Source organism: Collimonas sp. GW821-FHT02H07 (assembly GCF_059421505.1).
The window spans coordinates 1-14714 of the sequence record NZ_JBWKVC010000009.1; the positions used below are offsets into that span (position 1 = coordinate 1).

A 14714-nucleotide genomic window follows, 5' to 3' on the forward strand; every position below is an offset into this window, starting at 1 on the left:
CTATTCGTTGTACTCAGGCCAGTGGACAGTGAGTTCACACCACTTTGCGCCGTGCTGATGCCGGTCGAGGTCGAAGTCGACAGCGAAGTCACGTTGCTATTGGTCGTGCTCAGCCCAGTCGACAACGAACCGATGTTGCTGGCGTTGGTGCTGATGCCGGTCGAGGTCGATGTCGACAGCGAACCCACATTGCTATTCGTTGTACTCAGGCCAGTGGACAGTGAGTTCACACCACTTTGCGCCGTGCTGATGCCCGTCGAGGTCGAAGTCGACAACGACGTCACGTTGCTGTTGGTCGTGCTCAGACCTGTTGACAGCGAACCAATGTTGCTGGCGTTCGTGCTGATGCCAGTCGAAGTCGAGGTTGACAGCGATGACATGCTGCTGTTGGTTGTGTTCAGGCCAGTCGACAACGAACCAATGTTGCTGGCGTTCGTGCTGATGCCGGTTGAAGTTGAGGTTGACAGCGATGACACGCTGCTGTTGGTTGTGCTCAGCCCTGTCGACAGGGAGCCAACATTGCTGTTCGTGGTGCTCAGACCGGTGGACAGCGAATTCACGCCGCTTTGTGCTGTGCTGATACCGGTCGAGGTCGAAGTCGACAGCGACCCTACATTACTATTCGTCGTACTCAGGCCAGTCGACAACGAGCCAATGTTGCTGGCGTTCGTGCTGATGCCGGTCGAGGTTGAGGTTGACAGCGAAGTCACGTTGCTGTTGGTGGAGCTCAAGCCGGTCGACAGCGAACCCACATTGCTATTCGTTGTACTCAGGCCAGTGGATAGCGAATTCACACCGCTTTGTGCCGTGCTGATACCGGTCGAAGTCGAGGTAGACAGCGAGGTCACGTTGCTGTTGGTTGAACTTAAGCCAGTCGATAGCGAACCCACATTGCTGTTCGTTGTACTCAGACCTGTGGATAGCGAATTCACACCGCTTTGTGCCGTGCTGATACCGGTCGAAGCCGAAGTCGACAGCGATGTCACGTTGCTGTTGGTGGAGCTCAAGCCGGTCGACAACGAACTCACATTGCTATTCGTTGTACTCAGACCAGTGGACAGCGAATTTACACCGCTTTGCGCCGTGCTGATACCCGTCGAAGCCGAAGTCGACAGCGATGTCACGTTGCTGTTAGTCGTGCTCAGGCCGGTCGAAGTCGAGGTCGACAGTGAAACAATCTGACTATTCACCGACGATCCCATGGTGAACAATTGGCTACCGTTTACAGCATCGGTGCTGGTGGCATTTATCCGTCCAGGCGCTACATTTACAAGTCGCATCTCGCCCCCAGCAGAGCCAATGGAGACAACCCCGGCGGCCGAAGTACCGTCACCGGCCCAAGATCCAGCTCCCGATCCGTAAGCATAGGCTGCTGATCCGACTGCTGCGCTTACTGCCTGATTCGTTGATTCGGTTGCTCCTACCGTAGCACCATTGCCAAGCGCAGTAGAACCCGCGCCCACCGCCGACGTAACTTTTGCACCGTTGCCGATCGCCAGCGCATTTGCCTGGGTCGCACTGGCGGCATTGCCCAACGCGACTGCTGCAGTACCTGAGGCCACCGTATTGGCACCGATTGCTAGCGCCCCGATCGCGGACGCATTGGACAAAGTGCCAATTGCTGCGGTATCCGTAGCCGATGCACTGGCCCCCGTTCCTACTGCGAATGAACCCTGCCCGGTCGCTTTGCTATAAATCCCGAACGCGACCGCTCCCGCGCCATTTGCCGTCGCCCCCCAGCCCATCGCCGTCGAGCCGAAACCGTTAGCCTTCGAGTCGCAGCCAATCGCCGTGGAATTCAAGCCCCAAGCTTGGGTCTGGGTCACGCCGTTGGCGCTTTGCGTCACGTTACCGCGATTTATCGAAGAAAACCCGGTATATCCAGAAGGCTGGTTGGTACCGACGTTGTAAGGACCGTCGTAACTAGTCTGCGAAGTTTGCACTCCGAAATCATAAATACCACCGGTGGCGCCGGTACCACCGCCGTATATTCCAGCTGTAGTTATATTGGTCAAACGATTGCAATCGCCGTCCCCCACAAACGCAATGGAATTTGCTGATGCGTTTGCTCCCAAGCCTCCAGCGGAGCCGCTGCTGTTAGTGCCACCGGAGGCATTGGTGCTGATCCCATTGTCAGATCCGGTAAGCGATGCGTTTACCGGCTGCGCCGCGAGCAATCCTGCAATCGTCAATAGTGACGTTGCTACCTTTCCGGCAACTTTCGTAGCGCTGGTTTTGCTCTTATCCTTTCCCTTGCTTTTTGCGGACTCGCTAACGACGCACAGTTGGCCAGTAGTTTTTTGCCAGATCACGCGATATATTTTATTCATGCCCCACCCCGATTGTTATCTTAGACGCCTAAATTTCTATTTCACACCCTAGCGAATACAGTGATCATCCAAATGCCAACTGATTGCCTTACGCTACTTGATGCCCCCTCAGAACTATCAACCAACAAAAATTGATTGCTCTTCGTTCAGCCCTGTATTGCGCCCGACTTCTATTTTTCTAATGGATTCGCTATAAAATTCTCGCGCATCTTTCCTGCTAACCCTCAACCGTCTCCGAAGGAACTGTTGATCTCCATACGCAGCGATCTTTTTTATCATTTCATAAAGTTCCGGGACGTCACATAAATCCATTGCCAATTGATGCCAAACACCGGCTTCATTCCAACGTTTGAAACGCATATAGCTGGTATTCCATTTGCCAAATTTGGACGGCAGCTCAACCCAATTACATCGACTGGAAATGTGCCAAAGCACGGCTTCGATAAAAAGGCGATTGTTGCGAGCACAACTTCCTCCGTCGCCTTTTTTACATAGCAGCAGAGGCTCTAATTTTTCCCATTGATCGTCTCGGATGTTCATAATTAATTCCAATATTTCATTTATCCGACAAAAATCACGTTCCGATTGAAAGACTATGTGATGGCAAAATCTTAAGTCGACAAACGCGGTTTTGCCTTGACGCGCGGCGCCAAAAATTTAACAATTTGTGCCACGATAAAAAGCCCTAGCTTTGAGATCTGTCGGAGCTACACTAATTACGTCAAAAAGAAATATTTTCCGGTAAATTTCCACCCGGAAACTACCTTCTTATTGACAAGTATTTTTGAATTAGCAAGTCGGTGAACAGATGACTCGGCTCTGTAAATATTTAACAATTAATGCCATGTCAAAATCCAAGTCCCCACCTGCCCGAGGTGTTGTCCCTAGCACCTACGTACGTCTGCTTTATGAATATCTTGAAAAACAAGGTGTAGATGCGGAAGTCTTGCTCGGAGAAGAGTCGCCTGAACCTGCCGACCGCGGTTTGCTGCGATATCCAATAGCCCGATGGGGGGCGCTGCTGGACCGCGCCGCTGATCATTTGGACGACCCCCTGCTCGGCTTACACTTGGGTCAAACCATTACTCCGGCACATATGGGCGTCATGGGCTATATATTGCTGGCCTGTCCGCACCTAGCTGCGGCGCTGACGCGCATGCAGCACTATCAACGCCTGCTCTACGACACGAATCCGCTTACCGTAACCATGCAAAATGGCGAGGTTCTGCTTGAATGGGGAGTGAATCTTGGACGTCCCGGGCCGCTTGTGGACGAGTGTGCGATCACTGGGCTAATACAATTTGCTCGTGATATCACTGGTCTGCGTGGAACTCTGATCGAGATTGGCTTCGTCAATCGTGCGCCATCAGATATCAAGCCTTATCGAGATTGGTTTGCCTGTCCGGTACTTTTCGAACAACCGACGACAACCGTACGCTTCCCTCTAGCACGATTGATTCTCCCACTACGTCAGCCAGATGCAGCCCTTCTGCGAGTATTGGAAAAACAAGCCGCATCAATGTTGGCTGAACTTCCCCAATCAGACGACTTCGAACAAGCTGTGCGCCTATGCATTGCACGCCTGATTCGCGAAGGCGAACCGGAATTAGAGCGCGTAGCCAATGAATTACACATTTCATCACGCACCATGCAACGTCGTCTGGATGAAAACGGAGTAAATTTCCGTACACTGCGCGAGGAAACCCGTCGCCATCTAGCCAAGCACTATTTGCTCGACCCTCGCTTACAAATGGCTGAAATTGCACTGCTACTGGGCTATTCCGAACAAAGTGCATTCACTCGCGCATTTCATCGGTGGACTGGGCGCACGCCATTTGCCTATCGTCAAATGCCTGACATTACATAAGGCATAGAAAATAACCAATCGAATGCCAGAACCATCCCGCCGAGCGGGCCGCCAGTGTCCTGTCCGTGGTAAGCCGTTGCGGGGCAGCCACGCAATCAACACCCAGCGCCGCCGCGCACGCGGCGTAGTTTGCACGAAACGTGATTTGCTTCAGGCCGCCGCCACGAAAGCGCCAGCCGTCGCCGGAAGCGACATCGCCATTACCGTAGCGATTGGCGTAGACGATGTTGGCGATCCGGATCTGGCGTTCTAGCGGCACCATCTTTTCTCCTGGCTGACGACCGAGAGCAAGCGCTTGCGCCGCAATCCGCTTGCCAAAGTTGGCAATCAGTCCTTACACCGAATAATCAAACGATTCGGACAAGCGAGACAACCCGGCACTTTCGTGGCCGATCTGTACGTTGAAAGCCGCACACCTTGCCGGCGTGCTGATGCCGAACTCGGCCATCGCAGCATTGATCGGGGCCGTCCAGTCCGTCGCACGTGCGATACCATTGGAATGTTCATCCCCAATTCCCCCTCATCATCGATCGATACCCGGATCCGGCTGGTCAAGTAATGCGTGGCGCTCGGATCTGCGCTGCCAATGCTGCTGGCGCTACTCAAGGCCATCGGATACTTGCAATCACCCAGACAGTTCCAAAGGAAAAGAGTCGTTTTTCTCCGGAGCTTATCGAAGATCTGTGATCGAACACGTCGACATTTCCGCACAGGGAAGCTCCGGATGAGGTTGCGCAAATGATCGTGAACTTTTGCGACCAGATTGCATAATGACGCTCATCGTCGGGAGTATGATCGTCATATTAGAGCTGAGCAGCGGCCGGCCAAAGGATTTCATCAATCTGTTGCATCCCCCGGTTGAGTCCACAGCCGAGTTGCGTCATTCGTGGAAGTCGGGTCTCGCGCCCTTGCAGACGTTCAGTCAGTCGTCGCCAATCGAACGAATGACTCGCGCCGGATTTCCTCCGACAAGAGTATTCGGGGGAACGTCCTTGGTAACTACCGAACCTGCCGCGACGACTGAATTCTCGCCGACTGTTACGCCGCCAATGATGGTCGCGCCGGCTGCGATCCACACGTTTTTCTCAATCACGATGGGCTTTCCGATTGTGGTGGCGCGTCGCTGCGAGGGTTCAAGGGGATGCCCCGTCGTGATGATACTTACGTTCGGCCCGATCATCACGTCATCTGCGATATCGAGGCCGCCAAGGTCATAGAAAGTGCAGTTCTGATTTACGAAGACATTTTTCCCGACGCGGATTTCGTCCCCGCCGGTAGTATAAAAAGGAGGGATCAGTAAAAAACTCTCGTCTACCTTTTTACCGATAAGTTCGCTGAACAAGGTCCTAATTTCGTCCGCATCGTTGAACGTCAAACGGTTAAGTGTAGCGGTGATCGTCATCGCTCGTTTGATGTTTGCCAACATGGCCGCTGATTCCGGCGTCCTGCGGTAAATTATCGTAGTGCGATCGTCATTCGGCATTCCTTAATTTCCTTAGTTTACTGTTGAGCGAGCGTTTCCGCATACGATGCACTGCGCTGAGATTTATTGAGTATCGCTGCAAAGCGAAAGGGGCTGGAATCAATACCGCCGCATTCATTTTACCGAAATAATATCCAATTTATGTTAAAGACCAGAGACCGTTTTTGGCCGGTTCCGCTCAATTGCTCAATTTGATATTTTTATCTTTACCCGAGAAATTTATTACGCTAAAAATCGCTGCGCACGAACTGCACAATGTCCTGTTCAATGTTTTTGTGCACACTAGTCGGTCAACACCCGGCGGATCCCCCACCTGGTACAACACTGCCAGCTCGGAAAAATGCGAGACCAAATTGACGATCACCGGGTCAAAGTCTTCTTTGGAATAGGCCATGTCGGCTCACGCGCTCCTGGCACCCAGCCACGTCGACAATTAGCTCACGGCGATCCGGCAGCCCGTCCACGTAGAAAAGCGATGATGACAGAGCCATTACCGAGGGTGAAATAAGGGGATTTTCCACCCCATCGACAAAAAGCCCGCTAACCTTTCGGCGCGGGCATTGACTATCTCATTAAATTTCCACACTGCCAGTGAGGTTAGATCAGTCGGTACCGTATCTCGGTGAATGCGGACCATACAGTATGCCATTTGGCTGATGGGCAGACAGCAAGCGTTGACTAGTTATTCCTGCAATAACATGACTTTTATCAGAAAGATTATTTGCGATTTGATTTACTGCCGCAGTAACCAGCATCGCTATCAATCCACCACCACTGTTTCCTCCTTCACTGCTCGACGCGCTAGCCGTCCCAGACCATAACGTTCCACCTGTCTTCAAGTCGACAAGCTTGGCATCGGCAGTCACGACCACGGCGCTGCTGAGAACTGCATAAATTGAACCGTACTTGCTAACGGTCACATACAACGCCGCATCGGCTCCGAAGATCTCATTTAACTTGGCTGGGGCTATAGTTTGTATATCTGCAGCGTTAGTCATGCCATTTTGTTTGAGCGTTTCGTCGACTAACGCTACCGGCAATACGTAATAACCAGCTTCACCCAACGGATACGTCATTTGCGACAACATGCCATAGGTCGCATTAACGTCGGGAGACGTATTCATGGGTGGCAAAATCAAAATTGATTTAGGACGACTTTGTTTAAACGCCGTATAGTCAACAACATGTTTAGCACGCGTCGCACAACCTGCAGCAAGGAAGATCAAAGATAAACAAAGGAGCGATCTGGAAATTTTCTTTAGCATATTATTTCTCTTGTTTTTTTGATTTTTTCATCAAAAAATCCATGTAAGCAGATGATTCCGGGAATAACGTTTTCTCAGTCTCGAATTCCTGTATTACTTGATCGCTTTTTCCAATGCTCGCATATAGCATACCAAGGTGAGCATGATACCCAGGAGGAGGCATGTTTCCCGTCGCGCGGATTTTCTGCAAATCCTGTTCAAGCGTACTGATTTGTTCCTCCACACCTTTTTGGCCTTTGAAGTATTCGTATACTTGCGGCTGATAGCCTTCCCATTGATAGAGTTGCTTTGGTGCTGTATGACAACCGGTCAGCGCAATGCAACTCAATAGCGTCAATGCTCCAACATTCCCTATTCCTAGTGTCTTCATCTTCTCGAACAGCCTCTCTTAGTCGTTCTTATTTTCCAGGTTGCCAAGCGCCTGAATCGATAGCAGATACCAGATTGTTGATTGCTTCCCGCATCGCCAAATCAAGCACCTTTCCGTTCAATGTGGAATCGTAATTGGCAGTGCCGCCAAAACCAATTATTTCGCGGTTGGATAGGTTATATTCGCCGGCCCCTTGAGTAGAAAACACGACTTCGGAAGTCTTGATATTCACAATATTCAAACTCACCTTTGCGTAGGCTGTCTGAACCTTTCCGCGTCCCAGGATGCCAAACAGCTGCTGGTCACCAACTTCTTTGCGACCGAATTCAGTGACATCGCCCGTCACAACATAATCAGCACCCTTTAGGGTCTGAGCTTGTTTTTGAATTGCAGCTTCCTGTTTCATCTCCTCCATATTGTCTCGATCCAAGACATTGAAGCGGTTAGTTTGTTGAAGATGGCTGATCAGAATAGTCTTGGCTTGCCCACCAAGGCGATCCACGCCATCGGAAAAAATACCGCGCATATAGCTGGAGCGATTGTCGAATTTACCGACCGCAATTAGTGTGCGTGCACCTGCGTATGGTTTGCCAGCACTTTCGACTTTCTGTACTGGCAGAGAGTTTGACGTTTCGGTCGCACAACCTCCCAAAGCACAAAACAAAGCAACCATACTCAACATCGGAATTGTTCTAGTTTTTTTCATGAGTTAATCCCAAAAACAAAAATTTCCATCAAAAAAATTTCAGCAATTTTGCAAAATCAAGAAACACTATTGCTTATTTAGCTGCCCTACTAAAGTCTGTGTATTGCCATCTGATTTAAGCAAGAACGGAATCGAACGTAAGAAGCCATTATTGCCAGTCAGCGTGCTGCTAGCGTTAACAATGTCATTGTCAAAGCAAATTTTGTTTTCATAATCTGGTAAGTAAATTATTTTTTCAAGAAGGACAATTTTCTTAATTGGGGGGTAGCTACCTGAAAACTACCGCATGGATTACACATATTCATCAGACGGAAATGCCAGAAATCCGAGAAACCTTCTTGTTCCATTTTTATGCGCTCTATCGCAGCCCGACTCTAGCCAAAAACGATATGTTAATGATTGTCATATCAAAAAAAAGGGACGGATTTTGCAATTGTTTTCTTTTCAGCTAAACAATTCACTGATTGAGGTGGTGCTATAACAACGCTCAGTCTGTTTGCAACTTTAAAAGCGCATGTTGTACAAGCCGAGGGAGCGAGCGAAGTTCTCGCGACCTTCATCGATAGCTTAGTTGCCCCGAGAAAAATACACCTTAGGCCGTGGCAAAGGCATCCTCCGCAGCCCTACGCACCGAATCCAAGCCGCAATAACGGGAGCACGTCTGAGAAGGGATTTCCCAGAGCGTCCTCCAACCGCGGTAATTCAGCGGAACTACCACTATCGATGTCGACGACATTCAGAATGCTCGATTAAGGCGCGCAGAAGGCATATCGCTTTAGTTATTGAAATGCCTGGAAACTCAAGGCGCGCCGGGCAGTCCAAAAATTATCAGGACCGGAGGCCATATGTTTATCAAACGAAAAGATTACACAGTGGGTCATGACGGCTATGTCTCGGAGATCACGCAATTCCTGAACAATTTTCTGGCGGAGCACCCAGAGGTGGTCGACGAACAAAGCCGGGGCTGGCACATACTCTGGGATCGCGAGGTTAACCTGGACGAACAAAAAAGGGCCAGCGAGGATGCTGTGCCGACCAAGCCTTACTACTACAGCTGACTCGGCATATAAGGACAATTTTCAAAGACAGGCATCGATTTGCTACGCCTTGCCAGTGCTATCTTGCCGTATCCGCTATGCTACTGATTTCCTTTTGACAATCAAATGCCTGGGACAAAAATGAAAAATGTACTGTTCGCATTCGCCATGATCGTTTCAGCTGGCGGTTGCGCCATGTCGCCAGCTCCGATCAACAATGCACGTTCTGTGCCGATGGAGCGCGTATTCCGTGCCGACGCATTGCCGCTTGCGAATAACGCTCGCGCGATATTTGTGAGAGATGCCGGCGTCTCTGGCGCAGGCGCGTATCAGCACCTGTACATCGACGGTAAAAAGGCCGCCTCGCTAAACCCGGGTGAAAAAATAGAATTCATGCTCGCGCCAGGCGAGCATGTTTTCGGCGCCACGCCGACCGACGGACTCAATACCCGCTCGCTGAACGCGTTAACTCAAGACCTCAAGGCCGATAAAACCTATTTCTACCGCATTCAAACGGAAGACAGTTCCTTCCGCACCACCCTCCAGCGATTTGTCCCAGACTACCAATAGGCTGAGATGTTCGTTACCGCTTGCCGCAGTTGTCATTATTGTTGCCGCCAGAGTCAGAACATGAGGCGGCGGACAATGGCTGATTGCTCACAGCTACCCCGATAAGCACCGGAATTGCAGATAAGCTGATTAGCGTACGGGCATAGCTGATGGAGGCTGGGCAACGCTGTGCGTCGCGCCCAGAGACATCAGGCGTTGCGCCATGCAAAAAACAAACAGCAGCGCGCCGATCACGATTTTGGTCCACCAGGAGCTGAGTGTGCCGTCGAAGGCGATCAAGGTCTGGATCAGGCCCAGGATCAGCACGCCGCTCAGGGTGCCGGCGACGTAGCCGTAGCCGCCGGTCAGCAAGGTGCCGCCGATCACCACCGCGGCGATCGCATCCAGCTCGGTGCCTTGCGCATGCAGGCCGTAGCCGGACAGCATATAGAATGAAAACAGAACGCCGGCCAGCGCCGCGCAGAAGCCGCTGAAGGCGTAAACCAGCACCTTGGTGCGCCCTACCGCCAAGCCCATCAGCAAGGCCGATTGTTCATTGCCGCCGATGGCATAGACGGCGCGCCCGAAACGGGTGTAGTGCGCGAGATAGATGGCCAGCGCCAGCATCGTCATGGCGATCAGCACGCTAGGCGAGACGAAGGCGCCAAACACGCCGATCCTGGCCTGCGACAGCGTCACATACAAGGGTTGGTCGATGGTGATGGAATTGATGCTGATCAGGTAGCACAGGCCGCGCGCCAGAAACATTCCCGCCAGCGTGACGATGAATGCCTGCAGCTTGAAAAAATGGATCAGCGCTCCCATGAAGGCGCCGAAGCCGCCGCCGATCAGGAGCACGCAGGCAATCACCAGCAGCGGCGGCCAGTGCCAGTATTGCAGCAGGTAAGCCGAGATCATGGTGGTCAGCGCCAGCACCGAGCCGACCGAGAGGTCGATCCCGCCCGACAAGATCACAAAAGTCATGCCTATCGCGATCACCAGCAGGAAGGCGTTGTCGATCAGCAGGTTGAGCACCACCTGCAAGGAAAAGAAGCCGGTATAGGCGACAGAACCGAGGCCGAACGTCAGCAGCAGTAAAACCACCGTCACCATGGATGTGAAATAGGGAGACGCCAGCAGCGTGCGGAATATTTTCATCATTTGTCCCCGGCTGAACGGCGCATCCGGGAAGCGCCGCCAGGCAAGCGCGGCATCAGATGGCGGAATTCCTTCGACTGCGACAGGCATACCGCAAACACCACGACCGCCTTGACCACCATATTGACTTCCGGCGGCACGCCCATCGAATAGATCGTATAGGTCAGCGCCTGGATGATCAATGCGCCGACGACGCTGCCGGCCAGGCTGAACTTGCCGCCGCTCAAAGAAGTACCGCCGAGGGTCACCGCCAGGATGGCGTCCAGTTCCATCAGCAGGCCGGCGTTGTTGGCGTCCGCGCTCTTGATATTGGAACTGATCATCAACCCGGCGACACCGGCACAGGCGCTGCAAAACATGTAGACGAATAAGATCAGCGCCGCGGTGCGGATGCCGGCCAGCCGCGACGCCACCGGATTGATGCCGACAGCCTGGATGAACAGGCCCAGCGCCGTTTTTCGCATGAGAAAAGCCACCACCAGAAAAACACCAAGGGCGATGAACAAGGAAAACGGCAAGCCGAGCAGATAGCCGCTGCCGATATAGAAAAACGGTTTGTAGTAGACGGTGATGATCTGGCCGTCGGTCAGCAGCTGGGCCAGGCCGCGCCCGCCAACCATCAGTATCAAGGTGGCGATGATCGGCTGCAGGCCCAGGGAAGAAACCAGGAAGCCGTTCCAGACGCCGCACAGCAGCGCCGCGCCCAAGGCCGCCGCGATCGCCCATGCCATCGGTATGCGGCTGGCGTATTCCGGCACGCCGCCATGCATCTGCAGCGTACCGCCGATCAGCAAGGCGGCGACAGTGCCGGAGATCGCAACGACCGCGCCGACCGAGATATCGATGCCGCGCGTCGCAATCACCAGGGTCATGCCGAGCGCGGTCAGTATCAAGGGCGCGGCGCGGTTGACGATATCGATCAGGCTGCCGTAGAGATGGCCGTCTTTCCACTCCAGCCGGAAAAACCCCGGGATCACAAAGAAATCCACGGCCAGCAGCAGGGCCAGGGCCGCCATCGGCCGGAACAGAGGATGCCGCACAAAACCAGATAACTGTTCCATGGGAGTGTAAGATGGGGACGCCGCCTGCCCGGCTTCTTTGCCGGCATCCGGGTTCAATGGAATGCTCATCCGCATTCCCCCGCAATCACCTGCAGCACCGAATCGTCGTCCAGCTCGCCGCGCCGGTACTCGCCGCAAGCCTTGCGGTCGCGCAGCACCAGCATGCGGTCGCTGACCCGCAGCACTTCGGAAATTTCGGATGAGATGAACAGAATCGCCATGCCCTTGTGGCACAGAGCAATTACATGGTCCATGATTTCCTGCTTGGCGCGCACATCAATGCCACGGGTAGGTTCGTCGAGAATCAGCATGGCGGGATCGGTAGCCAGCCAGCGCGCCAGCAAGGCTTTCTGCTGGTTGCCGCCGGACAGTGCGCTGATCGGGGTTTCCATATCCGGGGTTTTGATGCCCAGCCATTTGATGTAGTCGCTGGCCAGCGACTGCTGCCGCTTGTACGGAATCACGCGCAGCAAGCCGGCCCTTGCCTGCAAGGCCAGGATGATGTTTTCCCGGACCGACAGTTCCAGTATCGCGCCTTCCTTTTTTCGGTCTTCCGAGCAAAAGCCGATGCCGGCAGCGATCGCATCGCGCGGCGAATGGAATTTTTCGGTTTTCCCTTGTACCTGTATCGTCCCGCTGTCGGGCTTGTCGGCGCCGAACAGCAGGCGCGCCGTTTCGGTTCTCCCGGAACCGAGCAAGCCGCACAGGCCGAGCACCTCGCCGCCGCGCAAATCGAGATCCAGCGGCGCCAGTATGCCGTTCCGCCCCACTCCCCTGGCCTGTAGCACTGCGTGCCGACCGTCCCCAGCCGCTGCTTCAGCGCGCTCGCTGCTGGCGTCCGCATTGGGCAGCGATGAGGCTTGCATGCCGACCATCTTGTTCACCAGATCCAGCCGGCTGAGCTGGCTGGCGAGGTATTCGCCCTCGCGCACGCCGTTGCGCAACACTGTGATGCGGTCAGAGATTTCGTAGGTCTGTTCCAGGAAATGGGTCACGAACAGGATGGCCATGCCCTGTCCGCGCAGCTTGCGCAAAACCTCGAACAGCAGCTTGACCTCGGCGTCGTCGAGGCTGGAGGTAGGCTCATCCAGGATCAGCACTTTGGCTGAGATGCTCAAGGCGCGCGAAATCGCCACCATTTGCTGAATCGCCAGGGGAAACCTGGAAAGCGGCGCCGCCACATCGATCCTGACGTGGAGTTCGCTCAGCAGGCGCTGCGCCTGCAGCTGCATGGATTTCCAGTCGATCGCACCGTATTTTTTCGGATAGCGGCCGATAAAAATGTTTTCAGCCACCGACAGGTTCGGGCAGAGATTGACTTCCTGGTACACGGTGCTGATACCCAGGCCCTGCGCCTCCAGCGTCGAGCGCGGCTGCACCGGCTGGCCATGCAAGAGCATGCGGCCGCTGTCAGGCGCGTAGACGCCGGTCAATACCTTGATGAGCGTCGATTTGCCTGCGCCGTTCTGCCCCATCAAGGTGTGGACTTCACCCGGGTACAACCGCAAGGCCACATCGTTGAGCGCCGTCACGCCGCCGAATGCCTTGCATATGCCGCTCAGGGCCAGGGTTGGGGCGTCGCTGGCCAGCGCCTCGCCGGTAGTGTTTGTTGCCGTTTTAGTCATCCGCCTGCGATCCCCAGGTTCTCATGCAAGATGGCGCGTCCGGCGCACCATCACGATAAACGTGGCGATGCGGAAATCGCATCGCCATCCGGATCGGTCTTCAGTATTTGCGGTTCGGGAATTCCTTGGCGGCGACTTCTGCGGGGAACACGCTCTCCTCGGTCGTAATGCGCTTGGGCACCGTCTCGCCGGCGACCACCTGCTTCGCCACCTTCATCAGCTGCGGTCCGAGCAAGGGACTGCACTCTACCGTGACGTTGAGTTTGCCGGCCATCATCGCTTCAAATGCACCTTTGACGCCATCCACCGAGATCACCAGGATATCCTTGCCGGGTTTCAGGCCGGCTTCTTCGATGGCCTGGATCGCGCCTATCGCCATGTCGTCGTTGTGGGCGTACAGCACATTGATTTTCTTGCCGTCGGTCTTGAGGAAGGCTTCCATCACTTCCTTGCCCTTGGCGCGGGTGAAGTCGCCGGATTGCGAGCGGATGACCTTCAGATGCGGATTGGCGGCGATGGTCTCGGCGAAACCGGTCTTGCGGTCGATCGCCGGCGCCGAGCCGACCGTGCCCTGCAGCTCGACGATATTGATATCGCCGGCAGGCATGCTCTTGGCGCGCTCCAGCAGCCAGCGGCCGGCGCGGCGGCCTTCTTCAACGAAATCGGAACCGATGAACGTCACATACAGCGACTTGTCCTTGGCGTCGACCGCGCGGTCGGTCAGGATTACCGGGATCTTGGCGGCTTTCGCTTCGCCCAGCACGGTATCCCAGCCGGACTCGACCACCGGGGAAAAGGCGATCACGTCGACTTTTTGCGCAATGAAGGAACGGATCGCCTTCACCTGGTTTTCCTGCTTTTGCTGGGCGTCGGCGAACTTCAGGGTGACACCGGCCTGTTTCGCCGCATCCTTGATCGATACGGTATTCGCGGTACGCCATTCGCTCTCTGCGCCTACCTGCGAAAATCCCAGCACCAAGGCCTTTTCGGCATCAGCGCTGGCGGCAATTCCAAAGCCCAATCCCAGGCAAAGAGCCGCGTTCAGTACCGTTCTGCGTGTCATTTTCATTGCTTGTCTCCGTTAATTTATCGGCATTTTTCGCAACGCAGATCGCTGGCCTGACCGGCGCGACAAAGCCATCCCTCCGGTATTATTTTTTTATCATATAAAAGATTTTGGGGGATGTGCGCGCACCATACTAGGAGGGAAGCGGGAGACTATCCAATGAAATTTTTCGCCGCTCAGATACGCATTTCGGTATC

The 14714-nt window shown here is 54.0% G+C and carries 14 protein-coding genes and 1 pseudogene; 4 read left to right on the plus strand and 11 right to left on the minus strand.

Features of this window, described 5'->3' with window-relative positions; all coding sequences use genetic code 11:
* A partial coding sequence (locus AC07V8_RS14920) for a hypothetical protein (RefSeq protein ID WP_494721473.1) occupies window positions 1–1182 on the plus strand: 1182 nt, incomplete at its 5' end.
* Between the two features lie 23 nt (window positions 1183–1205).
* Here AC07V8_RS14920 and AC07V8_RS14925 read toward each other — a convergent pair.
* Both AC07V8_RS14925 and AC07V8_RS14930 read right to left on the minus strand, forming a co-directional pair.
* Window positions 1206–2330 (minus strand): annotated as a pseudogene (locus AC07V8_RS14925) (ESPR-type extended signal peptide-containing protein); the annotation flags it as partial.
* Window positions 2331–2447: 117 nt separating this feature from the next.
* A complete protein-coding gene (locus tag AC07V8_RS14930; protein ID WP_494679268.1) occupies window positions 2448–2870 on the minus strand; it encodes a transposase in 423 nt (140 codons plus the stop codon).
* Between the two features lie 304 nt (window positions 2871–3174).
* Between AC07V8_RS14930 and AC07V8_RS14935 the strand changes: the two genes are divergently transcribed.
* The gene (locus tag AC07V8_RS14935; protein WP_494679267.1) at window positions 3175–4197 is read left to right on the plus strand and encodes an AraC family transcriptional regulator; all 1023 of its coding nucleotides are present in this window, start codon (window positions 3175–3177) and stop codon (window positions 4195–4197) included.
* Here AC07V8_RS14935 and AC07V8_RS14940 read toward each other — a convergent pair.
* From AC07V8_RS14940 to AC07V8_RS14960, 5 genes are all read right to left on the minus strand, one after another.
* Window positions 4190–4459, minus strand: a complete 270-nt coding sequence (locus AC07V8_RS14940; protein WP_494679266.1) for a glycoside hydrolase family 19 protein — start codon at window positions 4457–4459, stop codon at window positions 4190–4192. The two genes, AC07V8_RS14935 and AC07V8_RS14940, sit on opposite strands and share 8 nt — an antisense overlap.
* A 660-nt stretch (window positions 4460–5119) precedes the next feature.
* The gene (locus tag AC07V8_RS14945) at window positions 5120–5680 is read right to left on the minus strand and encodes a sugar O-acetyltransferase (RefSeq protein WP_494679265.1); all 561 of its coding nucleotides are present in this window, start codon (window positions 5678–5680) and stop codon (window positions 5120–5122) included.
* Window positions 5681–6282: 602 nt separating this feature from the next.
* Window positions 6283–6945: a DUF799 domain-containing protein gene (locus tag AC07V8_RS14950; protein WP_494679264.1), complete on the minus strand. Its 663-nt coding sequence runs from the start codon at window positions 6943–6945 to the stop codon at window positions 6283–6285.
* Between the two features lies 1 nt (window position 6946).
* Window positions 6947–7315, minus strand: a complete 369-nt coding sequence (locus tag AC07V8_RS14955; protein WP_494679263.1) for a DUF4810 domain-containing protein — start codon at window positions 7313–7315, stop codon at window positions 6947–6949.
* Window positions 7316–7343: 28 nt separating this feature from the next.
* On the minus strand, window positions 7344–8021 hold the full coding sequence (locus tag AC07V8_RS14960) for a CsgG/HfaB family protein (RefSeq protein WP_494679262.1): 678 nt from the start codon (window positions 8019–8021) through the stop codon (window positions 7344–7346).
* 845 nt (window positions 8022–8866) lie between these two features.
* Between AC07V8_RS14960 and AC07V8_RS14965 the strand changes: the two genes are divergently transcribed.
* Together AC07V8_RS14965 and AC07V8_RS14970 are read left to right on the plus strand one after the other, a co-directional pair.
* On the plus strand, window positions 8867–9079 hold the full coding sequence (locus AC07V8_RS14965; protein ID WP_494679261.1) for a DUF3460 family protein: 213 nt from the start codon (window positions 8867–8869) through the stop codon (window positions 9077–9079).
* A gap of 120 nt (window positions 9080–9199) precedes the next feature.
* On the plus strand, window positions 9200–9628 hold the full coding sequence (locus tag AC07V8_RS14970; protein WP_494679260.1) for a hypothetical protein: 429 nt from the start codon (window positions 9200–9202) through the stop codon (window positions 9626–9628).
* A gap of 129 nt (window positions 9629–9757) precedes the next feature.
* On the opposite strand, the gene yjfF is transcribed toward AC07V8_RS14970, so the two are convergent.
* The 4 genes from yjfF to AC07V8_RS14990 all read right to left on the minus strand — a co-directional run bounded on the left by yjfF (window position 9758) and on the right by AC07V8_RS14990 (window position 14520).
* The gene (gene yjfF, locus AC07V8_RS14975; RefSeq protein WP_494679274.1) at window positions 9758–10765 is read right to left on the minus strand and encodes a galactofuranose ABC transporter, permease protein YjfF; all 1008 of its coding nucleotides are present in this window, start codon (window positions 10763–10765) and stop codon (window positions 9758–9760) included.
* On the minus strand, window positions 10765–11895 hold the full coding sequence (locus AC07V8_RS14980) for an ABC transporter permease (RefSeq protein WP_494679259.1): 1131 nt from the start codon (window positions 11893–11895) through the stop codon (window positions 10765–10767). The genes yjfF and AC07V8_RS14980 overlap by 1 nt, the downstream gene beginning before the upstream one ends.
* Window positions 11892–13451, minus strand: a complete 1560-nt coding sequence (locus AC07V8_RS14985; protein WP_494679258.1) for a sugar ABC transporter ATP-binding protein — start codon at window positions 13449–13451, stop codon at window positions 11892–11894. Before AC07V8_RS14985 ends, AC07V8_RS14980 begins: the two co-directional genes overlap by 4 nt.
* Before the next feature lie 100 nt (window positions 13452–13551).
* On the minus strand, window positions 13552–14520 hold the full coding sequence (locus AC07V8_RS14990) for an ABC transporter substrate-binding protein (RefSeq protein ID WP_494679257.1): 969 nt from the start codon (window positions 14518–14520) through the stop codon (window positions 13552–13554).
* Window positions 14521–14714: the final 194 nt, after the last annotated feature.